Annotated in this window: 21 protein-coding genes and 1 pseudogene; 6 read left to right on the top strand and 16 right to left on the bottom strand. The window is 49.1% G+C overall.

Annotated elements, in window-relative coordinates:
• The first annotated feature begins 5 nt into the window (after positions 1 to 5).
• Positions 6 to 1,727 (top strand): thiamine pyrophosphate-requiring protein, encoded by a 1,722-nt coding sequence (locus C504_RS0113970; RefSeq protein WP_018689983.1) that lies wholly within the window; start codon positions 6 to 8, stop codon positions 1,725 to 1,727.
• A gap of 22 nt (positions 1,728 to 1,749) precedes the next feature.
• Entirely contained in the window at positions 1,750 to 2,283 is a 534-nt protein-coding gene (locus C504_RS0113965) for a 2,4'-dihydroxyacetophenone dioxygenase family protein (protein ID WP_018689982.1), read from the top strand.
• On the opposite strand, the gene C504_RS0113960 is transcribed toward C504_RS0113965, so the two are convergent.
• The 13 genes from C504_RS0113960 to C504_RS0113900 form a co-directional block, all read right to left on the bottom strand.
• Entirely contained in the window at positions 2,280 to 3,044 is a 765-nt protein-coding gene (locus C504_RS0113960) for an SDR family NAD(P)-dependent oxidoreductase (RefSeq protein WP_018689981.1), read from the bottom strand. The two genes, C504_RS0113965 and C504_RS0113960, sit on opposite strands and share 4 nt — an antisense overlap.
• A gap of 10 nt (positions 3,045 to 3,054) precedes the next feature.
• Positions 3,055 to 4,554: an aldehyde dehydrogenase gene (locus tag C504_RS0113955; protein WP_211097978.1), complete on the bottom strand. Its 1,500-nt coding sequence runs from the start codon at positions 4,552 to 4,554 to the stop codon at positions 3,055 to 3,057.
• The gene (locus C504_RS0113950) at positions 4,523 to 5,242 is read right to left on the bottom strand and encodes an ABC transporter ATP-binding protein (RefSeq protein WP_018689979.1); all 720 of its coding nucleotides are present in this window, start codon (positions 5,240 to 5,242) and stop codon (positions 4,523 to 4,525) included. The genes C504_RS0113955 and C504_RS0113950 overlap by 32 nt, the downstream gene beginning before the upstream one ends.
• Complete coding sequence (locus C504_RS0113945) at positions 5,235 to 5,963, bottom strand: ABC transporter ATP-binding protein (protein ID WP_018689978.1); 729 nt, start codon at positions 5,961 to 5,963, stop codon at positions 5,235 to 5,237. The genes C504_RS0113950 and C504_RS0113945 overlap by 8 nt, the downstream gene beginning before the upstream one ends.
• Positions 5,960 to 6,919 (bottom strand): branched-chain amino acid ABC transporter permease, encoded by a 960-nt coding sequence (locus tag C504_RS0113940; RefSeq protein ID WP_018689977.1) that lies wholly within the window; start codon positions 6,917 to 6,919, stop codon positions 5,960 to 5,962. Before C504_RS0113940 ends, C504_RS0113945 begins: the two co-directional genes overlap by 4 nt.
• Positions 6,916 to 7,788 carry a branched-chain amino acid ABC transporter permease gene (locus C504_RS0113935; protein ID WP_018689976.1) on the bottom strand — a complete coding sequence of 291 codons (873 nt, stop codon included), beginning with the start codon at positions 7,786 to 7,788 and terminating at the stop codon, positions 6,916 to 6,918. The genes C504_RS0113940 and C504_RS0113935 overlap by 4 nt, the downstream gene beginning before the upstream one ends.
• Before the next feature lie 30 nt (positions 7,789 to 7,818).
• The gene (locus tag C504_RS0113930) at positions 7,819 to 9,048 is read right to left on the bottom strand and encodes an amino acid ABC transporter substrate-binding protein (RefSeq protein WP_018689975.1); all 1,230 of its coding nucleotides are present in this window, start codon (positions 9,046 to 9,048) and stop codon (positions 7,819 to 7,821) included.
• Positions 9,049 to 9,914: 866 nt separating this feature from the next.
• Positions 9,915 to 10,592, bottom strand: a complete 678-nt coding sequence (locus C504_RS0113925; protein WP_018689974.1) for a D-lyxose/D-mannose family sugar isomerase — start codon at positions 10,590 to 10,592, stop codon at positions 9,915 to 9,917.
• Positions 10,589 to 11,563, bottom strand: a complete 975-nt coding sequence (locus C504_RS0113920) for an aldose epimerase family protein (protein WP_018689973.1) — start codon at positions 11,561 to 11,563, stop codon at positions 10,589 to 10,591. The genes C504_RS0113925 and C504_RS0113920 overlap by 4 nt, the downstream gene beginning before the upstream one ends.
• Before the next feature lie 14 nt (positions 11,564 to 11,577).
• Positions 11,578 to 12,690 carry an ABC transporter ATP-binding protein gene (locus tag C504_RS0113915; protein ID WP_026317517.1) on the bottom strand — a complete coding sequence of 371 codons (1,113 nt, stop codon included), beginning with the start codon at positions 12,688 to 12,690 and terminating at the stop codon, positions 11,578 to 11,580.
• A gap of 4 nt (positions 12,691 to 12,694) precedes the next feature.
• A complete protein-coding gene (locus C504_RS0113910) occupies positions 12,695 to 13,579 on the bottom strand; it encodes a carbohydrate ABC transporter permease (RefSeq protein ID WP_018689971.1) in 885 nt (294 codons plus the stop codon).
• Positions 13,576 to 14,448: a carbohydrate ABC transporter permease gene (locus C504_RS0113905; RefSeq protein ID WP_018689970.1), complete on the bottom strand. Its 873-nt coding sequence runs from the start codon at positions 14,446 to 14,448 to the stop codon at positions 13,576 to 13,578. Before C504_RS0113905 ends, C504_RS0113910 begins: the two co-directional genes overlap by 4 nt.
• A gap of 92 nt (positions 14,449 to 14,540) precedes the next feature.
• Complete coding sequence (locus C504_RS0113900) at positions 14,541 to 15,749, bottom strand: ABC transporter substrate-binding protein (protein WP_425393385.1); 1,209 nt, start codon at positions 15,747 to 15,749, stop codon at positions 14,541 to 14,543.
• 250 nt (positions 15,750 to 15,999) lie between these two features.
• Here C504_RS0113900 and C504_RS0113895 point away from each other — a divergent pair, with 250 nt between their 5' ends.
• The gene (locus tag C504_RS0113895) at positions 16,000 to 17,019 is read left to right on the top strand and encodes a LacI family transcriptional regulator (RefSeq protein WP_018689968.1); all 1,020 of its coding nucleotides are present in this window, start codon (positions 16,000 to 16,002) and stop codon (positions 17,017 to 17,019) included.
• A 366-nt stretch (positions 17,020 to 17,385) separates the two neighbouring features.
• Here the strand turns inward: C504_RS0113895 and C504_RS0113885 are convergent, their stop codons facing one another.
• The gene (locus C504_RS0113885; protein WP_018689966.1) at positions 17,386 to 17,829 is read right to left on the bottom strand and encodes a DUF1330 domain-containing protein; all 444 of its coding nucleotides are present in this window, start codon (positions 17,827 to 17,829) and stop codon (positions 17,386 to 17,388) included.
• A 57-nt stretch (positions 17,830 to 17,886) separates the two neighbouring features.
• On the opposite strand from C504_RS0113885, the gene C504_RS0113880 reads away from it, so the two are divergent.
• Positions 17,887 to 18,480, top strand: coding sequence for a TetR/AcrR family transcriptional regulator (locus C504_RS0113880; protein WP_083923194.1), 594 nt, complete (start codon positions 17,887 to 17,889; stop codon positions 18,478 to 18,480).
• Positions 18,481 to 18,701: 221 nt separating this feature from the next.
• Here the strand turns inward: C504_RS0113880 and recQ are convergent, their stop codons facing one another.
• Positions 18,702 to 20,519, bottom strand: coding sequence for a DNA helicase RecQ (gene recQ / locus C504_RS0113875; RefSeq protein WP_018689964.1), 1,818 nt, complete (start codon positions 20,517 to 20,519; stop codon positions 18,702 to 18,704).
• Positions 20,520 to 20,806: 287 nt separating this feature from the next.
• Between recQ and rlmF the strand changes: the two genes are divergently transcribed.
• The gene (gene rlmF, locus C504_RS0113870) at positions 20,807 to 21,733 is read left to right on the top strand and encodes a 23S rRNA (adenine(1618)-N(6))-methyltransferase RlmF (protein ID WP_018689963.1); all 927 of its coding nucleotides are present in this window, start codon (positions 20,807 to 20,809) and stop codon (positions 21,731 to 21,733) included.
• 279 nt (positions 21,734 to 22,012) lie between these two features.
• Here rlmF and C504_RS19030 read toward each other — a convergent pair whose 3' ends face one another.
• Positions 22,013 to 22,135, bottom strand: coding sequence for a hypothetical protein (locus C504_RS19030; protein ID WP_018689961.1), 123 nt, complete (start codon positions 22,133 to 22,135; stop codon positions 22,013 to 22,015).
• Here C504_RS19030 and C504_RS0113855 point away from each other — a divergent pair.
• A pseudogene (locus tag C504_RS0113855) lies at positions 22,134 to 22,570 on the top strand (ornithine cyclodeaminase); the annotation flags it as partial. The gene C504_RS19030 and the pseudogene C504_RS0113855 sit on opposite strands and share 2 nt — an antisense overlap.

Genomic DNA, 22,570 nt, shown 5'->3' with positions numbered 1-22,570 from the left:
CCCCGATGAATTCTTCACCTGAGAAAACACCGATGCAGATGACAGCAGGTGGTGCATTGTTGGCGCGCCTGAAATCCATTGGGGTCGAATATATCTTTGCCAATTCTGGTACGGATTTTCCTCCGATCATCGAAGGGTTGGCCGAGGCCGAAGCAAAAGATATCGACCTGCCGCAAGCAATCGTCATACCGCATGAAGCTGCTGCAATGGGTATGGCGCATGGGTATTACCTTGCCACGGGGCGAGCGCAAGCCGTCATGGCACACACGAATGTGGGATTGGCTAATTGTGCTATTGGGGCGATCAACGCCGCGGTTGAGCATATTCCGGTGCTCTTGTTTTCAGGCCGCACGCCAACCACGGAGAAAGACAGATTTGGAACGCGCACTGTGCCCATCGGCTGGGGGCAGGAAATGCGCGATCAAACTGCGCTGGTGCGCGAGGCCAGCAAATGGGATTATGAATTGCGCTTTCCTGAACAGGTTGCCGAAGTGGCGGATCGTGCATGGGCAATTGCCAGTTCTTCGCCGCGCGGGCCGGTATATGTCAGCCTACCGCGCGAGGTGCTATGCGAGACAATATCCGCTGATGGGTTGGATATGCCGCCTTCTATGCAGCCGACAACATCCCATGCAAGTGCAGAGCAAATTAAGCAGGCTGCACATATTTTGGCACAAGCGAAAAACCCCGTTATCTTTGCGCAGCATGGTGCAGGTAGCGCTGAAGCTTTTGCCGCTCTTTCCGAGTTGGCCCAAGAATGGGGCATTCCCGTGTGCCAATACTGGGCCATATCTCTGGCTATTCCGACCGATCATCCTATGGCGGCGGCACCTGATCCTGCACCATTGATTGAGCGTGCGGATGCAATTCTTGTGCTTGATGCTCTTGCCCCTTGGGCGCCTGACATACACAAGCCTGCTGCCGACTGTAAGATTATCCAGATGGCGCAAGATCCGCTATCGATGCGTACTCCGATACGCAACTTCCGCTCTGACCTATCGATTGCTTGTGAAACGTCAGACGGTATTCTTTCTTTGAAACATGCCATGGACGCTTTGCGGCCTGCTCACATAGAGCAGATCACGGAGCGCCAATCTGCCGTTGCTGCAGAAAACGCGGTTGCCCGTCATCAAATATTGGCGCAGGCGGAAGAAGGCTGCGAAGGCCAGATGACCAAAGCATGGGTGAGCCTGTGCTTGTCCCGTGCGATTGAGAGCCGCGACGCAACGGTGTTGTCTGAACTTGGCTGCCCGATGGCCCCCATGACGCTTAACGATCATCAAGCGTGGTTTCAGGAACCACATGCGGGCGGATTAGGTTGGTCCTTTCCTGCTGCACTGGGCATGCAGCTTGCCCGCCGCGACAAGCTGATTGTCGCAACAATGGGGGACGGATCTTACATGTTCTCGAACCCTGTCGCTTGCCATCAGATTGCCGAAGCGCTGGAGCTACCATTGCTGCTGGTGATTGTGAACAATGCGGAATGGGGTGCTGTGCGGCAATCCGTATTGGGCATCTATCCAGATGGCTATGCCGCGCGCACCAATAAAATGCCTTTGACCCAACTGTCACCTGCACCTGATTTCACCAAGATTGCTGAAGCTAGCCGTGCTTGGGCACGACGCGTTGAAATGGGTAATGATTTGCCTACGGCTATCGCCGAGGCCCTTGATCATATCGCGGAACACAGAACGCTCGCCCTTTTGGATGTGCGCGTTCGTCCCTGAGAAATAGAGAAAGGAAATATCTATGCCTGAAATACCTACCAATGAATTTTGGCGTGATCTTAAACCGATCACCAAGGTCTTTCGACCTGATGCTCAACCGGAAGTATATTTACCGGATGCCGCTATCGATGATGAGCGTTATTATGTGCCCTTCACGGATACGGTTTCGTCGCGTCCTCTGTGGATTTCTCCTAGCCAAAACAAATGGTGCGATATTCTGATGTCAAAACAGGCGGGTTTAGTGAACCGCCATTATCATCCACACGAGGTGTTTGCCTATACGATTTCAGGCAAGTGGGGTTATCTAGAGCATGATTGGACTGCCACTGCCGGCGATTTCATTTACGAGAGCCCAGGAGAGGGACATACTCTTGTTGCTTATGAGCACGAAGACCCGATGCGGGTGTTCTTTCAAGTTACCGGCCCGTTGGTTTGGTTGGATGAAGACGGCGAGCCGGATGGTTTTTTTGATGTTCACAACTATATCGCCATGTGCCGCGAGCATTATGAAAAAGTTGGTTTGGGTGCAGCTTATGTCGATAATCTGTTCCGTTAAACGCTCATACCACCATCGACCATATGGGTTGATCCGGTGACAAAACTGGAATCATCGCTCGCAAGGTATAGTACCGCGCGGGCGACTTCTTCAGCGGTGCCATGCCGACCAAGCGGGATCATCTGATTAAAGAACTCAGTACCATCTGCCTTTATCGCAGCGCCCAACCCTTGTTCGACAGCTAATTGAAATCCGTTATCGATAGGGCCAGGATGCACTGTATTGACACGGATACCGCGCGGAGCCAATTCTTTAGCGAGGCATCGCATCAAGCCGACTTGGGCATGTTTGGCTGTTATGTAGGCATAGACGCCCGCGTCCCCACGCACGCCTGCAACGCTTGACGTGATAACGATTGATCCGCCCTTACTCATATGGGGCGCGCAATGCTTGGCCGCTAAAAATGAGCCCTTCACATGAACGGACATCACGCTGTCAAACACATCATCAGGGAAATCCGCAATCGGTGACACTTTGCCAAAATTGCCAGCATTGGAAAACAGTACATCAATACTACCAAAACGGGATAGTGTAGCTGATACATAAGCTGCTACGCTCGCAGGTTCGGCGACATCGGCAACGTGGTGGGCGACATCACCTGCGGGCAGGGACGCCACGGCCTTTTCCAATGCCGCTTCATCGCGGTCAACCAACATTACCTGCGCACCATGCGCAAGGAATAGCTTTGCAGTTGCAAGCCCAAGACTGCCTGCGCCACCGGTAATAAGGCAGGTTTTTCCCGAAAGTTTTTCCTTGTGCATAGTTTTCGCCCTAGATTGGATAATGGATTGGGCCGTCCTGCACAGTAATCCAGCGCAGTTCAGTGAATTCCTGAATAGCTGCTTTGCCGCCGAAACGACCATAGCCGGAGGCTTTCACACCCCCAAATGGCATTTGTGCCTCATCATGGACTGTTGGTCCATTGATATGACAAATGCCGGATTCGATGCGCCGAGCAACGGCCATCGCGCGTACCGTGTCCTTACCAAAGACTGCTGATGACAGGCCGTATTCTGTGTCATTGGCAATTGCGACAGCTTCGTCCACACTTTTGACTCGCGCTATGGTTACAACAGGACCAAAGGATTCTTCTTTATAGACTTTCATTGATGGGGTGACGTTATCAAGAAGGATGGCTGAAACCAGTGTGCCCTCAATGCTGCCACCTGCCAGTAAGGTTGCTCCTTTGGAAACGGCATCCTTTACAATATGTTCGATGCGCTGCGCTGCGGTGGCGTCCACCACACTACCAAGTGGTGCCTGTCCTTCGAGCGGGTTGCCAGCTTTGAGACTTTTGGCTTTGACAGCAAGAGCTGCAACAAATTCGTCCGCGATGCTCTCATCCACGACAATACGCTCAGTAGCCATGCAAATTTGGCCTTGGTTCATATAGGCGCCGAAGGCTGCTGCTGCGACAGCTGCGTCAATGTCAGCATCATCCAGTACAATCAGTGGGGCCTTACCACCCAATTCCATCAATGTCGGCTTAAGGTGACGGCCAGCAAGTTCTGCAATGATCCGCCCAACACGGGTTGATCCTGTAAAGTTAATCCGCCGCACGGCAGGTTGGGCAATCAACGCTTCAACGATAGCTGGTGCATCATCTGGCGCATTAGAAATTGCGTTCAGCACTCCTGCTGGAAGTTCTGCTTCGCACAGTGCATCAATGATAAGACGGTGGGTGCGCGGGCAGATTTCAGAGGTTTTCATCACCACAGTGTTGCCGCAGGCAATAGGCATCGCAATCGAGCGAACTCCAAGAATGACTGGTGCATTCCACGGTGCCATGGACAAGACAACACCTGCAGCTTGACGTACCGCCATCGCCATGGAGCCTGGGCGGTTCGACGGAATGATTTCACCAGTTATTTGTGTGGTCATCGCTCCAGCTTCACGCAGCATGTCGGCCGCAAGCGTGACATTAAATCCGGCCCAACCTGCCGTTGCACCAATCTCAGCTGCCATCGCTTCTACGAATAACGGCATTTTCTCGATCAAAATATCTGCGGCTTTGAACAGTACTTTGCGACGTTCGGCAGGCGTGCTTTGCGACCACTTGGGAAAAGCCGCAGCTGCGGCATCAACTGCAGCTATCGCATCATCCACGGTTGCCGCTGCCGCTTTCGTGGCAAGTTCATTGGTAATTGGGTTACGGCGCACAAAGGTGGCATCGTCTGTTGCGGCTCTATCCTTGCCGCCAATCATCAATCCAAGCGTTTCCAAAATAATCTCTCCTTGTTCAAGTATGTGCCGCGGCGCCCAGAAATGCATTCTGAACCGCTGGGTCATCTGCTAAAGCTTCTGCTGTGCCTTGCCCCACGACGCGTCCTGCCTCTAGCAGGTAGCCACGATCGGCAATTGACAGGCTGATTTTCACATTCTGCTCGACGATCAGCAGGCCAACACCGCTTTCGCGAATTTTTGCCAGTGACTGAAACAGTTCACCTACAAGCACTGGTGCTAGCCCAAGACTAGGTTCGTCTAACATCAACAAGCGAGGCGCAGACATTAAGGCGCGGCCGATTGCAACCATTTGTTGCTCGCCGCCCGACATGGTCGAAACAGTTTGGCGACGACGCTCGGCAAGGCGCGGGAATAAGGTGAGCACATTGTCCAGATTTGCCTGTTCATTGGCGCGCGCCCGTTTTGGGTAAGCCCCTAGCAACAGGTTTTCACGGACGGTCAATTCGGCAAACACGCCGCGCCCTTCAGGCACAACAGCAATTCCCGTTTCAACGACCTCATGCATTGGCATCCCAATTAGGTTTTCGCCCGCTATGGAAATTTGTGCATCCGTACTTGGCCGAACCATACCTGCAACGGATTTAAGCAGGGTCGATTTGCCTGCGCCATTAGCACCGAGAATGACGATTGCTTCGGCTTCGGTCATACTGATTGAGACGTCCTGCAAGGCTTTGTGTTTGCCATAAGTAACGGAGAGGTTTTTGATCTCAAGCATGAGCTTCTCCCAGATAGGCGCGGATTACTTCTGGGTCGGCCAGTACTGCGTGCGTTTCGCCATCCGCAATTTTGCTGCCTGCATTCATCACCACGCAACGACTGCACAGCGCCCTGACAGCTTCCATAACGTGTTCGACCAGCAGAATTGTCATGCCGCTTTTGCGCAACATCGCGATCAGCTCGATCCCAATATGCAACTCGGTTGGATTTAACCCTGCAAGCCATTCGTCCAGCAACAATAAGCGCGGCTGCGCGGCTAACGCACGGGCCAGTTCGACACGTTTCTGATCAATATACGTCAAATTCTCGACCATCTCACTGCCGCGCGATTCAAGCCCTGCATGAGCCAGCAAACGGTCTGCTTCGTCTTGGGCAGTCTTTCCCCAAAGCGCATCGTGCCGGAATGCTAGAGCTGCCACCACGTTTTCACGTACATCAAGCGAAGGCAGAATTTTCACTAGCTGAAAGGTCCGCGCTACGCCTTTGGCTGCAATGCGGTGCGGCGGTAATCCAGTGATGGGTGCGCCTGCTAAATTGATATCGCCACTGCTGGATTTCAGCGCGCCAGAGATCATGTTCATCATGGTTGTCTTGCCTGAGCCGTTCGGCCCTAGCAATGCCAGCACTTCACCTTCGCTCACGTCAAAGGACAGGTCATTTACTGCCGTTAATCCACCAAACCGCTTGGTCACGTTGCGGACTTCAAGAAGTGCACTCATTGATCTGCCTCCTTTACGCGGGCCGGTTTTTCGACCAGATCAGCAGGTGATTTGCGCTGGAATTTGTCCTCAATAAATCCAACGACACCGCGCGGTAAAAGAAAGACAATGATAATGAAAAGAAGGCCCAGCAATATTGAATAATGATTGGGGAAACTTGCTGATAGCCATTCGAAAAGCAGGAACAATGGGATTGCGCCTAGCGCTGGTCCCCAGAGCCTGCTTGCTCCACCAAAAAGTGCCATGATCAATGTGAGGAATGAAACCGTGGGACTGAACACAATGGCGGGTTCAACATAGGTCCAACGCGGCGCTTGGATCGCGCCAACCAGCGTCATAATGATCGCACTTAGCGTAAATAAAGCAATTTTGGTCCAAGCAATGTTTATTCCGATATGCGATGCGACGGTTTCGTCATCGGCAATCACCTTCAGGGCTAATCCAAGCCGCGTGCGCTGAATCCACCATGTCAGAAGAAGGGTCAGGGCAGCAAGCGCAAGAAGCTGCCAATAGATATGCTCTGCTTCTAGCGGTAGAAATATATAGCGCCCAAGCGTACCGTTCACCGAGGTCTCAAACCACGTAACCAACTGGCGCACTAACTCGGCTAGTCCGAAGGAAAAAATCACGAAATAGACACCCGCAAGGCGCAGGGTTGCAAGGCCAACAAGCAGTGCTACACATAGTCCGATGGCTGCCGCAACAAGCAAAACCAGCGGGTAGGGCATCGTTTCACTGAGTACCGCGACAGTATAAGCTCCAATGCCAAAGAACGCGACCGTTGCAAGCGAAACATAACCTGTGCGTCCAGAAAACAGTGCCCAAGCTGACGCCAATGTCACATATCCAGTCAGTCCGATCAGTAAACCAAGCTGGTAGGGGCCGACAAATAAGGGTGCAAAAGCCAAAGCCGTAAGGACTGTTAAAGCAACCAGAAAACCAAGTGCTGTTTTCATTTTTGCACCTTTCCGAATAGGCCCGCAGGGCGGCACAACAGGATTACAAGGAAGATGATATAGACTGCAGCAATTGTCAGGCCTGGGCTGATATAGGCCGCTACGAAAGTCTCGGACAGGCCAAGGATCAACCCAGCGAACAATGCTCCTGCCAAATTACCGACCCCGCCCATAATGACCACGATCAGCGCCTTCATTGTAAAGATCACGCCAGACGATGCGGTGAAGGTTTGATACATCGACACAACGACACCGCCGCTGGATGCCAGTGCGCCACCAAGTGCAAAGGCAAAGCGCGCTGCGCGGTTGGCGTCAATTCCCACCAAAGGGGCTGCTGCTGGGTTCACTGCAACCGCGCGGAGTGTCGTGCCCCAGCGGGTGCGCGTTAGCAGCAAATACAATCCGCCGCCTATTGTTAGCGCAAGACCCAGCGCCAGCAGGCGATTGGCTGCCACCCGTACACCAATAATTTCAACACCAAAGTTTAGGTAATTGTAGCTGATATAGTTTCCGCCAAAGATAACCAGCATTACGCCCTGAATGACGAACAAAAGGCCGAAAGTTGCTAAGATCGAATTGATTTCTAGGGTGGCGGTATTTTCTGAACGGGCGACCAAAGGGCGCATCAAAATGCCATAAACCAGCCAACCAAATACAAAGCCAGCGGGGGCGATGATAACCAGCCCCAAAATGGGGCTGATACCAAGATTGTTATAGAGCAGATAGGCTGCAAAGGCCGAAGCAATAATGGTTTCGCCGTAGGCTAGGTTCATGGTTCGGGCGATACCGTATTGGATCGTCAATCCCATTGCTAAAAGAGCATAAGACCCTCCCAGCACCAGACCTGCGATGAGTGTCGTCATCAACATAATTATACTCCGACCTTCAGCCTGTATTGCTTACTGAGCTTGCCAAGCGGATTTAGGCAAGATTGGTACTGTTGCACCGTCACGGTCTGTTGGCGCTACAGCCACAAATTTTCCGTCTTGCCATTGCCCTGTCAGCCAAAGCGTACGCAGTTGGTTGTCTTCCAAGGTGATTTCGCCGGCTGCAGTCTGGAACGTTCCGTTGGACAATTCATCCGACACCGCGTCTCGATCAAGCCCGCGACGTTTGATGGCTTCTTGCAGCATCTGAAGGCTGGAATAGGTGATAACCGAACCCCAAAGATCAGGCGCTTTACCTGTCACTTCTTCGTGGCGCGCACGATAGGCCATGTTTTCAGGATTATTATAGTCAATCCCGCCAAGGCTCATGATACCTTCGGCATTTGCCCCATTGTTTTTACCGTAGACGGGAAAGGCGGTGCCGACGCCGAGATACAGAACTTTAGGGTTAAAGTTTGCGACTTGTGCCTGCTGCGTTAGCGCAAAAGTTTCAGGCGGATAAGAAAACGCAACAAAACTGTCAGCGCCGCTGGCAGCTGCCTCGTTGATAACAGATGTGAAGTCAGTGGTGCCTGCTGGATAGGTGACATCATAGACGACCTCAATGCCAGCGTTTTCCATTGCTGGACGTGCGGCAGTAACAAGGTCGATGCCAAAGCCGTCAGCAACCGAGATCATCGCAACCTTGCTGTTGATCGTTCCATCGCTTGAGGCCTTGCTCAGTACCTTGGCCAATGCATCGGCATAATCGTGGCCGCCACCGAGTAACCAGTAACTTTTGTCCCAGCGCTTGACGAATTCGGGTGCTTTATCGGTTACGGCAGATACAGCAAGTTGTGGGTAGCCGTAGCGATCAAATAATGGCGCAACTGCAAGGTTAAAGCCAGTTCCCCACGGCGGAAGTATGAAATCGACCTCGTCTTGTGTCGCCAACCGTTCAACAGAACGCACGACCTCTTCGGCCGAAGAACGGTCATCATATTCAATCACTTCAATCGGTAAGCGCGTGCCATCGGGTAGCTCAAGACCACCTGCATCATTAACGTCTTTTACCCAAAGCTCGTAGTTTGGAAGCGTCGTAATGCCGACGCCTCCAGCATTGCCGCCAGTTTTTGAAACTGCGTAACCGATCTTGACTGATGTGCGATCATCGGCAGTCGCAGCAATTGGTGCGGCTGCAGCAAGTAGAATGGCGCTGGCGCCGAGATAGCGCAAGGCATGCCTGCGGGTTATCGTTGTCATAAGAAATCCTCCCTTGGATGGTGGGTATTTTACAATACCACCTTGTTTGCACCGTACAGGCCTCTCCCTGTACGGGCATGTCACCGGGGAAGCGTAGGAGCTATCCTAAATCAACGAAATAGACATTTTTGGGTATGAATGGTACTTTTCAAGGTCTGCTATAGTCGCAGTTAATTGCTTTTGAGCTGTTTTTTACAGCTTTTCTCTTTTTGAGTTTGCGAAATGCGCCATAACGCTCCATGTGCTCAGTGAAAAATATCGAACTGTAAGTCACTGAGTTTCAGCTGAAATAGTTTTCGATTTAATCTGAACGAAAGACCAAGTACGCTTTTTCTGCTGGCTCGCAGGTGCAGGTGAATAAAGCTGTTGAGATGGTCGAAACTTCTTTTCCGAAACATACAGATGAAACGCTAGTGTTCGCGTAATATCTTTAGCGCATCCTCGTTTGAATGCTGTTTACGAGCCATCCTTGTTTCTCCCTGTAACTTTCAAATAGTGGCACAGTTTTAAGAGGCCAACACAGATAGGCTATTCCCCCTAAGACGCTGCCTTTTAGAGGCTTTGACAGACGTCGTCAGCGAGGGCAGAGCAATATAAGAGTATACCAGTAGAGAATTCACATTTACATTTTTTTCATCGAGAACAAGCAATGGGCCGTTTCCGGCCAATAGCAGTTTTGAAAAAATCTCGTACATTTATGCCTTCATTTTCAACCAATTTAGCTATAAACGACATTTCCTAAACTGACCCAACTTTATAACTTTATGGGAGCAGTCGCTAAACTATTGGGGCATTTTGCGCACGGCATAATGATTGCACGCGTGGTTCTCACACCTGCTTAAAGTTCCTCTGGCAATGACTATTTTTTATAAATATTTTTCATAGTCGGACACAAGCAAATGTACCGGTTCTTCGTCCTCTTCGATATCTGCAAAACGGCCGATTTTCATTTCAAAATCATTGTCGAGACGGTCGTCATTTACCGTTGATACTTCGCCGATCAGAACGTCGCCGCCTTCGCCCCAAAATGCATGCCATACGCCGGGCATAAGTGTGACGCTTTCGCCTGGGCTAAGTTTGAGAAGGCCGCCTGCCGGTAGTGTTTTAAGCCGCCCATCGACGGGAACAACAACATCAGAGGTGCGGTCAATGGAGCCGTCTGCTGCGCCTGCAAACAATTCTAAGACAAGTGTGCCGCCGCCGCGGTTGATAATATCTTCCGCTTTTAGAAAATGCCGGTGCATTGGCGATAGTTGATCCTTGCGACTAATCATAATTTTTTCAGCATAGAGCATGCCAGAACCATTTTTGATGTCTTGAACAAGACCGTTTCTCACCGTGAAGAGAAACAGACCCATCTTGTCATATCTGCCCTGACCGTAATCCGTAATGTCCCAGCCCATGCCGCGCTCTTTCAGGATAGCGTGGTCGCTTGCTTTCAATTCTTCTGGCGTCTGGTACGCAAAGGGCGGCAGAACATAACCAAATGAACGAATAAAGGCATCGCCTTGTTTCAAAATCTCATTGATTTGCGAGCGTTTCATAAAAAGTTCTCCGATGGGCCGGATTGACGGCATGAAATTTGATAAGAGGTTGTCCATATTTGATCGGCAACGAGGGGCACACCAAAATGGTTTTGTTCACATTGATGCAAAGCTAGGTGGTTGCCTGCTTGGTCGTTCTGATCGAAAAACGAATGGGTTGGTTCTATGCCAAGACCTGTAAAACCAGCGCCCAAGCCTGTTTGTTCAAGCCCCGGATTTGCGAGCCAGAAAAGACAATGCGGCAGATCGTTTTGGTCCCAATTCAAATGCACGATTGTTTGCTCAGACGGATAGTGCAGGGCAATGTTAGAACGCACGTTCCAAATTTGTAGCAATTCATTACAGGCAACGCCGATATTATTCCACAAGTGGGATTGCGGGTTTAGCTTTGCGCCAGAGGAAAGTTCACGCCTGTCATTTCCGTCAATCTGCCAAGGTGCGCTTGCTCCATGTTCGAAAAATGGAGGTGCGATTTTCATATCATTTGCAACTTTGAAAATGGGGTGTATTCCCACCGGTAATTGACAGTCTTTGCGCGGCTTGATTTCTAATGTGAAATCAAGTGCATCGGTTTTAGGGTCAAGCGTGATCTGCCGTTTTAAGCGGCGCACCACATGATGTTCGGGGTACTTGATTTCAAGCGTTACAGCGTTTTCAGTTCGTGCAGTGACGTGCCAATCATGGTCGACGCAATAGCCGTGATGAGCAGTATCGAGCGATGTTGTGCCGAACGGAACGCAGGCAAACTCGCCTCCTAATATTTGCAGATGGCGTGGCACATCTGATCGCGATAAATGGCGGTATTTATCAAGCCATTTTGCCTCCGCAAATGGCTTGAAAACGCATCCATTTGCTTGTCGCACGGCATAGTGATGAACACTTGCACCGCAGGTGAAAACTTCAGCACTTGCGTTATCTGTAAACAGATTAATGCAGCATGTTTCGCGCTGCTGTTGAACCGATGCTGACATTGTCATGGCTGCATTTATCGTATGCGTAGGGTCGATGCTGGATCAAAGAACACAGCTTTCGACATATTAAACGCAAGGCTTGCTTGTTCGCCTGCTGTGATTTTTGCATCTGCACGCAGCCGCGCGATCGCTTCTTTGCCGCCCAGATTGATAACCGCAAAAGTATCTGATCCTGCAGGCTCAACAACTTCAATCATGCAGTCTTGATGTGCGATTTGATCGGATGTTCTGTCAGCGCCTTCGCGGTCTGTAAGCGCTTCAGGGCGAATGCCAAAAAGAACGCTTTTACCAACATAATCTTCAAGCGCGGCTATGTTCTTGATCGGCAGTTCAAACCTGTTGTTGTCGTTTGAAGCGATTTGAATGACAAGGTTTTCGCCTTTTTTTGCAACGACAGCTTCAATTAGATTCATAGAAGGCGAACCCATGAATGTGGCGACAAACACATTTTTCGGATCGTTGTAGACTTCATCAGGCGTGCCGAATTGCTGTAAATATCCGTCTTTCAAAACAGCGATCTTTGTGGCGAGGGTAAGTGCTTCAATCTGGTCGTGCGTTACATAGACAATTGTGGTTCCCATACGCGCATGAAGGCGCTTGATTTCTGTGCGCATATCAACGCGCAGTTTTGCATCCAGATTGGACAGAGGTTCGTCAAATAGAAAGACCTGCGGATCGCGCACCAATGCGCGCCCCATCGCAACCCTTTGGCGTTGGCCGCCGGAAAGCTGACTTGGTTTGCGGTCAAGCAATTCACCGATTTGCAAAATTGACGATACATTGTCGATGGCCTTCTTTTGCTCGGCTTTATCAATGCCGCGAATGTCCATGCCAAAGCTGATGTTTTGAGCAACTGTCATGTTTGGATATAAAGCGTAGGATTGGAAGACCATAGCAATATCGCGTTTGGAAGGGTGCAGACCTTCGACCGATTTTCCACCGATTTGAATCTCGCCTGACGTGATTTCTTCCAAGCCAGCGATTGTGTTTAAAAGCGTTGATTTTCCGCAACCAGACGGGCCAACAAGAACAAGAAAACCGCCGTCTTCAATCTCAAGATCAATGCCTTTTAAAACCTCAACGGAGCTGTAGGATTTGTGAAGATTTTTGATTTTTAAAGAAGCCACTTTATTATCCTTTGACAGCACCGGCCATTAGGCCGCGAACGAAATATTTTCCAGCAACGATGTAAACAAGAAGCGTTGGCAAAGCGGCGAGAATTGCGCCTGCAAAATGCACATTGTATTCTTTTACACCTGTTGAGGAGTTTACGAGATTGTTTAGTGCAACAGTCATGGGTGTTGTGCCAAAGCCTGAAAATGACGCGCCGAATAGAAAGTCATTCCACTGATTTGTGAACTGCCAAATCACGGTGACTACAATAATTGGCGCTGAGCTAGGCAGCAAAATACGCCTGAATATTTGGAAGAATGATGCGCCGTCGATTTGGGCAGCTTTAATCAATTCAGTAGGAAAGGCGGCATAGTAATTTCTAAAAAAGAGCGTTGAAAACCCAATGCCAGCTGAGAAGTGGATTAGTATCAGCCCCTTGAGGGTGCCAGCTAATCCCAAAAAGCCAAGTACCTTTGCAGCAGGTATGAGGACGATTTGAAATGGGATGAAGCAAGAAAGCAGCATCATGCCAAAAACAATTCCATCCCCCTTAAAGCGCCATTTCGTGAGGACATAGCCATTGAGTGCACCAAAAACAGTTGAGAGAAATACTGCTGGAACGACGATCAAAATTGAATTGATGAAATAGGGTTTAAGGCCGGTTGGCTCGACACCGATTTGAGCCGATGACCAAGCTGATGCCCAAGGTGCAAGTGTCCAAACCTTTGGCAGGGCCATCAAATCACCACCGCGAATTTCATCAAGCGGTTTGAAAGAGTTTGCCACCATCACGTAAAGTGGAAGCAAATAGTAAAATACAAAAACCAAGAGCACGGCATAGATGAGCGCACGCGTCATGCGGCTGCTGCTCACGGCATTGTCTTGAGAAATGGAGCGGGTCATCGGTTGTCTCCGCTTTTAAGTTCGCTGTACAAATATGGAATGATGATCGAGAAAACCATGATCATCATAATGATGGCTGAGGAGGCGCCGACGCCCATCTGATTGCGGGTAAATGTATAGGAATACATGAATGTCGCGGGTACTTCTGTTGCGCGGCCAGGGCCGCCGCCTGTCAGTGCGATCACGAGGTCATACGCCTTGATGGCAAGGTGTGCGAGCACAACAAAGGCTGATAGGAAAACAGGACGCATCATCGGGATAATTATTTTACGATAGATGCGAGCAGGTGAGGCGCCGTCGATTTGAGCCGCTTTAATGATTTCATTATCAACGCCGCGTAGGCCAGCTAAAAACATCGCCATAACAAAGCCTGATGATTGCCAAACGGCGGCGATGACAACTGTATAGATGGCGTAGTTTCGGTCTTTGATCCAATCGAAATGAAAGCTCGTCCAGCCCAAGTTGTGGAAGGTGTTTTCAATGCCGATGCCGGGATCAAGAAACCATTTCCAAGCGGTGCCAGTAACGATGAACGATAGGGCCATTGGATAAAGATAGATTGGACGTATGAAGCCTTCGCCTCTGATTTTCTGATCGAGTAGTATTGCCAGAAAAAGTCCCAACACGGAGCAAATGCCAATATATAGAACGCCAAAAATCGCTAAATTTACAAGAGCGGTATTCCAATGACGCAAGGCAAATAGCTTCGTATAATTCTCAAAGCCAACCCACCCATAGGACGGTAACATTCTGGAATCTGTGAATGACAGATAGCCAGTGTACAAAATGAAAGCGTACACAAACACTAATATGACGAAAAAGCTGGGTGCCAGCACAAGGCGCGGCAACCATTGTTGTAAACGGTTCATGTTTCGATATCCAAAATTGGGAGGCTAACAGATATGGGAATCTGTGAGCCTCCCGATCGAGCCGCCGGGAGGTGACGCGGCCAGTGTTTCAGTTACTTGGCTGCTTCTACTGCAGAAACAAGTTCTTCAGCTGCCGCTGCACTATCGTATTCACCATTGAAATGCGCTGTCACAACATCATAGATCGCATTTTTAACACTGGCAGGGTTTGCGTGGCCGTGTGCCATTGAGCCATATAGACCGCCAGCAGCATTGGCTTCAGCAAAGTCTGCCATGCCTTTTTTGCCGCAATCATCAAAGTCTGTGTTTGGAACGTCAGTGCGTGCCGGAACAGACCCTTTAACAACGTTAAAAGCAGATTGGAATGTCGGGCTCATAACAGATGATGCCATTGCTAATTGTGCTTCGGATGCGCCACCTTGATCAAACATAACGAACTGATCAGAATTAAAAGTAACTTTTCCTTGTGTGCCCGGAAAACGGATACAGACAAAGTCTTTTCCTGGAACTTGGTCGGCTTTCAAAAACTCGCCTTTGGCCCAGTCGCCCATCATTTGCATGCCAGCTTTGCCCTCGATCACCATTGCAGAAGCAAGGTTCCAATCACGGCCAGAGAAGTTGTCATCAACATAAGTGCGCAGCTTTGCCATACGGTCAAATGCTTCGACCATTTGCTCGCCGCCAAGTGCAGCTTCGTCCAGATCAATGAATGCAGCTTTATAAAGCTCAGGGCTAACACCCAAAACAACAGCGTCAAAAATGGTAGCGTCTTGCCATGCCTGACCACCATGCGCCAATGGCGTGATGCCATTTGCTTTCATCGCGTCCAGAACAGCAATAAGCTCTTCCCAAGTTTCAGGCTGTTTGCCGCCAGCGGCATCTAAAGCTTCCTTGTTGATCCAAACCCAGTTGGTTGAGTGCACGTTTACGGGCGCTGCAATCCAGTGACCGTCATGTTTGGAAAAGTCCTGCAAAGCTGCTGGTACAACGTCGTTCCAGCCTTCTTTTTCAGCGACAGAATCCAGATTGCCGAGCTTACCTGTGCTGCCAGCCCAATCTTTAATGTCAAAGCCGAGCATTTGAGCCGCAGTTGGCGCATTGCCGCCGGTCACACGTGCGCGCAAAACAGTCATGGCATCCGTGCCACCACCACCTGCGATCGGCATGTCTTTCCAGCCAACACCTTGGCCAGCCAAATCTTCTTTTAAAACGTTCAAAGCGGCAGCTTCGCCGCCTGCTGTCCACCAGTGTAGTACTTCAACATCGTCTGCAGATGCGATTGTGACGGACGAAGCGATCATTGCCGCGACTGATGCGCTGAGTGCAAAATTACGCATTTTCATAGAATTTTCCTCCAAAACTCAGGGGCATAAACGCCTCCCTGCAAATTTATAACGTTATAAATTTGTGAGAGTCAACTAGGATACCACGAAGATTTTGGGTGCGGTTGTGCAGGAAACCCTTAGTATAAAGCATTCTGATTGATCTATTGTACCTTTGTATATATGTTTTTCTTGTGACTGTAATACAACGTTGTAAATGGGTACCATAATGAAACTTGGCACTGGAGCTGTTACAAAGCGGCCCACCCTTAAAACGGTGGCAGAAAAAACAGGTCTTGCTGTAACAACTGTTTCTAAAGCATTGAACGGTGCGCCGGAAATTGCTGCTAAGACTAGGTTACTGGTGGAAAATGCTGCGCGAGAAATCGGTTATGTGCCAGATCGCGCCGCTCAGCGCCTTAGAACCGGTAAAACCAATGTCATTAGCCTTGTTCTTAGTCCGCATGATGAGATTTTGGGGTTTTCTAATTCTTTGACATTGGGGCTAAGTAGGGCGCTTCGGGCAACCAATTACAATTTGCTTGTGACGCCCAGTTTTGAAGAAAGCACTGAAATCAAAACAATTGAAAAAATTGTTCGTAATAAAATGGCTGACGGCATCATATTTTCACGCACAGAACCGTTTGATGAACGTGTTCGGTTGTTAATTGAAAATAATTTCCCCTTTGTCTGCCATGGGCGCACTGAATTATCCTCGACGCATTCATTTGTTGATTTTGATAATGAAGAATTTGCACGCCTTGCAGTTTCGCAGCTCGCGAATAAGAACAGAAAACGGCTGTTCGCCGTTATGCCAGATCGAAAATTTACTTTCTATGGACACCTCAAATATGGCTTCACGTCGGCGGCAGCTGATATTGGTGTGTCCTATGAAGTGCCTGATGATGTTAATCTTGATAGCGCACCAGAAGAAATTTACGCCTGCATTGCACGGCGCATCGAAAAGGGCACATGCCCTGATGGGTTTGTGTGTGCAGGCGAAGTTGCGGCCATGACGATTATGGCCTGTTTGAGCGATCATGATCTGCTTGTTGGTCGGGATGTAGATATTGTTGCGAAACAAACATCTCGTGTGTTCGATCATATTCGCCCGCGAGTTGATACGATTATCGAGAATATTGCCGAAGCCGGTGCCATGATGGGCAAGATGCTGCTTGATGATATTAGTAATCCGAACGCACCGCGTGAAGGATTCGTTCAGCGTCCAGAAAGTGAACTTTTGTTGTGATAAATTGTTCGCCATCAACGCCTAGTTGACTGATTGGTTTGATTTCCTAAGGAGTTGTTTTCGCTCATCATTATCCTCATGACTTAAATGATGAGACACAAAACCGAGAGGCAGCACGAAATCGACATGTGTTTAAAGATTAGTGAGCGGCGCTTTGGGCGGTAAGTATGATTTCGCGGCGGGTGCACCAAAGTCTGCTATGCGGACTTTGCTGCCGTTCTCTGCGCCCTCACCAATGGCTGCTTTTTGCATATTTCGGCAGCGATGAAGACCAGTGTTTATAAACTGGTCCTCAATTGATTGCATTGTCTGGTTGGTTTAAGTGTGGATGATGCAACGGAAATGAGAGGGAAACAGCTCCGTAAGTTACATTTCAGTTACCAAAACTGATTGCCGGGCGACGGCGGCTGATCGATGTACGAAGGCCTGCATGTAGTCTTTGTTTCCATATAGGTTGAGGAACGCTTGTTGGTTTGGATACTTCCCAATGGCTACCAGATCCCAGTCTTGATCGTCTCCGAGAAAGCTTCCGGCAAATGGCGCTACCAACAGAAACTCACCACCCGCGTTTTGCATTGATGGAATGCTCACATCCGCGTAACGCTGGAAGGCGACATCACCGCTAACGCTCGGCTCTTTGTCGTCACTGTACTTTGCAGTTTCGTTGAATTTGAAAAAGTTGATTAGTGCAAACGGTTTGTTTGAATCACGGTCCAATATGCGCTGCCATTGGACACGGCTAGGCGCGTTTCCGGAGGAGCCCTCGCCATAATGGGCCACAAAAGTATCGAGTATTTCATTGACGTTCATGGGTAATTTCCTTTACGTTACACGTGTCGCTAAAGCCAATAAAAGGAATCGTTACACGTGTCAAGTAATGCGCGAGGCAGGAAAACCAAATCTGAAATACTCAACTCTGCCTGGGAGTTGATTTCTGAAAGAGGTGCGGATATTTCGGTTTCTCAGATTGCGACAACTGTAGGGATTAGTAGGCAAACCATCTATCTGCATTTTGGCTCTCGGGGCGGAATGCTTGTTGCATTGGTCCGCTGGGCAGACCAGCAATACGAAATTAAAAAGCACTTTGATGAGGCGCTTACTCTGCCAAACCCGAAGGAGCGTCTGATGGCGACACTCCGCGCTTGGTTGGATTTCGTTCCAAAAATATTCCCGGTGGCGAATGACCTGATCCGTCTTCGCGATACAGATGACGAGGCCGCGACAGCGTGGGAAGATCGCATGTCAGATCTGCGGGAATGGCTGCGTGATCTCACAAGCAGCCTGCAGCGGGACGGTGCGCTCAAGGAATATTGGACACCTGAACATGCCGCTGACTTTGTTTGGACACAATCCAGCGTTCAGGTTTGGGGGCTACTCACGGAAGATTGTAGCTGGAGTGAAGAACAGGCTACTGACAAGATAATGAAAGCGCTTGTTAGCAACTTGCTGGTCGATGGTTAGCCAACATTCACAAGCATCGCAGAAAACGAGCATTTTGGGCTCACAGCTGCCGTTCGCTGCAAGGTGCACCAAGGTCTGTCATGGGCCGTAAGTGCCAGCCATCTATTTGGTGTGTCGCGTTGTAGTGACCAATTGAAACTACACCGCAAAGTGGTCGTTCAAATTAATTGCATCTTGCGCTGCGGCAATTGCAGCCAAATTTCGTCACGCTATCTATCTTATCATGTCTTGCTGTGTTTAATGATGACGCTCAATAACGGTTTTCCATAGCGTTCCAATTTAGCTTCACCAATGCCACTTATGGTGAGCATCGCTTGGAGGGACTTGGGTTTATGCTGGGCTAGCTCAACAAGCGTTTTGTCGTGAAAAATAACATAGGCAGGAACGTTCTGAGTTTTAGCTAATTCACTTCGTGAGGCCTTGAGGGCATCGTAAAGCGTTTGATCTGCAGTAGTCTTGAAGACGGGCGCAGACTTTCTGTCGCTACGTTGAGTACGCTCTGTTTCGCTGGTTTTCACATACTCACGCATAGAGAGTGTAGATTTTTCTTTTAAAAATGAACGTCCAGTGTGGGTGATTTCCAGACTGCCATAACCCTCAGCATTTGGTGCAAGAAAATTCATAGATACGAGTTGACGAAAGATATTTTGCCACTCCGACTTGCTGAGATCTTTGCCTATTCCATAAGTTGAAACTTGGTCATGGCCGAACCTACGGATTTTATCATTTTTTGCGCCGACCAACACATCAGTGAGATAAGAAACACCAAAACGCTCACCGGTACGATAGGCGCAAGAGATAGCCTTTTGTGCCAATACTGTTGCATCGAATGTTTTAGGCGGCTTTTCGCAGGTGTCGCAATTCCCACAAGGTTCACAAGAATCATCAAAATAATTCAAGAGCGCCTGGCGGCGGCAGGTGGCGGTTTCACATAAGCCTAGCAGCGCATTGAGTTTTTTGTGTTGAATGCGACTTTGCTCATCAGAGGCATCAGAACTGTCGATCCATTGGCGCTGCATCGCGGCATCTTCCATTGCGTAGAGCATAAGCGCATTCGATGGCAGCCCATCGCGGCCAGCACGTCCTGTTTCCTGATAATAAGCTTCGATGTTTTTGGGAATATTCATATGAACCACAAAACGCACATCTGGTTTGTCGATGCCCATGCCAAATGCAATTGTGGCAACCATGATGATCTGTTCGCCACGTAAAAACTCGCGTTGATTTTCAGCACGCACGTCGGCTGAAAGTCCAGCGTGATAGGGCCGTGCGTTTACACCCTGTTGGCTAAGCCATGCTGCAATTTCATCGACCTTTTTGCGCGATATGCAATAGATGATACCGCTATCGTTTGCGTGGTTCTCTTGAATGAATTTCCACACTTGTTGCCGTGGTGAACTGCGTAGCGCGATGGTGTAGTGAATATTTGGTCGGTCAAACCCGCTAACAAAAGTGCGACCGTTTTCCAGCCCAAGTCGCTCCACGATATCTTTGCGGGTAGGGGCATCTGCTGTTGCTGTAAGTGCGATACGTGGCACATGCGCAAAGCGCTCGGCCAGCACAGATAGTGCCGCATAGTCGGGGCGAAAATCATGCCCCCATTGTGAAACACAATGCGCCTCATCAATTGCAAACAGCGCTAGGTCACACTTATCTAGTAGCCTTAAAAACTCTGGCATTAAAAGTCGCTCTGGGGCGACATATAGCATGTTTAACGCACCTGCTTGAATCTGCCGATATGTGTTTGAGACTTGCTCAGAACTCATGGATGAGTTGATTGTGGCAGCCTTGATATTCATTTGCTCTAGCGCTGATATCTGATCTTGCATTAAAGCGATCAGCGGAGACACCACGACAGTCAAACCATCTCTGCACAGCGCGGGAATTTGATAACAAAGAGATTTTCCGCCACCAGTAGGCATCAAAACAAACGCGCTGCCACCATCGATGACATGATCGATGATTTCGGCCTGTGATCCTCGAAAAGAATCGTAGCCGTATAAATCTTTTAAAATGGAAAGTGGTTGCCTTGGTGTCATAGTTCATCGCAATGGTGTGGTGAAGCGCTCAGACAATGAGGCTGAATAAGGGCGATGTTTGAAACAATTATAGCAAAAATGGAACCTTTGATTTGTAGTTTGTTCCGCAAGTTTGCCACAGTCCAACAAAGTTTGGCTGCGGGCTTATAATTCTAATGCTATGTCAATTCAATCGAGCCTGTGCTGAAGTATACTGGACTTCCGTTTTGAGTACATAAGGACGGAGACTACAATCAGATCGTTTGGTCTGGCTGATTACTTACAACAACATCAACTAGGGCATCTGAATGGCCACTAAAACTAAGCTGCACCCCCGCAATCAACACAGAGCAGATTACGATTTTGTGCGTTTGGTCGCGCAATCGCCTGAACTTGAGCCATTTACAGTCATTAACCCAGCTGGTCAGACGACTATTGATTTTAAAGATGTGTTGGCAGTCCGTATGCTTAATCGAGCGTTGCTTAGGAATTATTACAATATAAATTTTTGGGATATTCCCGCCGATTATCTATGCCCGCCGATACCTGGTCGAATTGACTACATTCACTATCTTGCGGACTTGCTTGCATGTGACAACAATCAAAAAATCCCTCGCGGCCGTCATATCAAAGCGTTGGACATCGGCACCGGTGCGAGCTTGGTGTACCCCCTTACGGGTCAGAGTGAATATGGCTGGCACTTCACTGGCGTCGATATAGACCCGATCGCTATCAAATCGGCAGAGCAAATTTGCAAATCCAACAAGCTGCAAATCACCCTCAGATTACAAAAGAATCCTGAGAATATTTTGAAAGGTGCGATCCAACCCGGCGATGCCTTTCACATCACTCTGTGCAACCCGCCTTTCCACGCTTCGATGGAACAAGCGACGAAAGGCACCCAACGTAAGTGGAGAAACCTTGGTAAAGGGCATTCAAAAAAACTCAATTTTGGAGGACAAAACGCTGAACTCTGGTGCCCTGGCGGCGAGATAAAGTTTATATCAAGCTTGGTGGAGCAGAGCACGGAATTCGCCGATCAGTGCCTTTGGTTTAGTTCGTTGGTATCGAAAAAAGACAACCTCAAGCCACTCTATAAAATTTTAGAAAAAGCAAACGTTGATGATTACAAAGTAGTCGAAATGGCGCAGGGACAAAAAACAAGTCGTTTTATAGCGTGGACTTACATTAACGAAAGCCAGCGACCTTTGTATATGAATGGTGCTAATGGATAGAACGGATGGTAACAGCCCAAATGGACCTTGTGGGCAAAATGGAGTGCGGTCATTTTATCCGCATTGTTGCCATATGTATAGTGGGTTTCGCCGCGGCGTGCCGTCTGTCCAGTTCATGAAAAGCGTTTGGAGCTAATTCCGAAAGGTCTGCTATTACGAGGTCACAGTCATTTATGTCGTTGATAACGGTATCAGTAATCATTGATGACGAACAAGATGGTTTTTGCATCTCTACCTTCTAAGGCAAATTTTGCTGTAAGCGGATGAATGTTTTACCGGCTAATTACCGGTAATATTCATCGCGATTGTATCGACGGTATCGTGAATGGTTGTGCCCGATTCATTTTTATGCATGGTCACGAGCAGCTTCACATTTAAGATATCGGATGCATTCACGATCATGGACATACAATTTATTAAATCGACCGACGCAGATCACCTTATGAATTGGCAAATGATCTGTGATGCAATCATAGCAGGCCACAAATTGCCTAAGGCGACACTTGGCGATCAGTTTTTGGACTGCGGCAACAAAACCCTTCTTTCACGCGCTGCGGCCATTCAAGGACTTGGCCAAGGCGTCAAATCAGTTACCGTCAGTCCTGATAACCCGCAGCGCAATTTGCCAACTGTGCAGGGCGCTATGTTGATCTTTGACGATGAGACCGGCACGCCCAAGGCGATGATTGAAAGCGATATTGTCACCAAGTGGAAAACAGCTGGCGATAGCGTTTTGGGTGCAAAACTATTGGCAAATCCAGAGCCTGAAAACCTATTGATTGTGGGCGCTGGAACCGTTGGCGATAATCTTATTGATGCTTACCGCGCCATTTTTCC

Source organism: Ahrensia kielensis DSM 5890, assembly GCF_000374465.1.
In the GTDB taxonomy this organism is placed as follows: Bacteria; Pseudomonadota; Alphaproteobacteria; order Rhizobiales; family Rhizobiaceae; genus Ahrensia; species Ahrensia kielensis.
The sequence above is the reverse complement of the archived record's forward strand: the minus strand, read 5'-3'. Positions and strand labels throughout refer to the sequence as shown.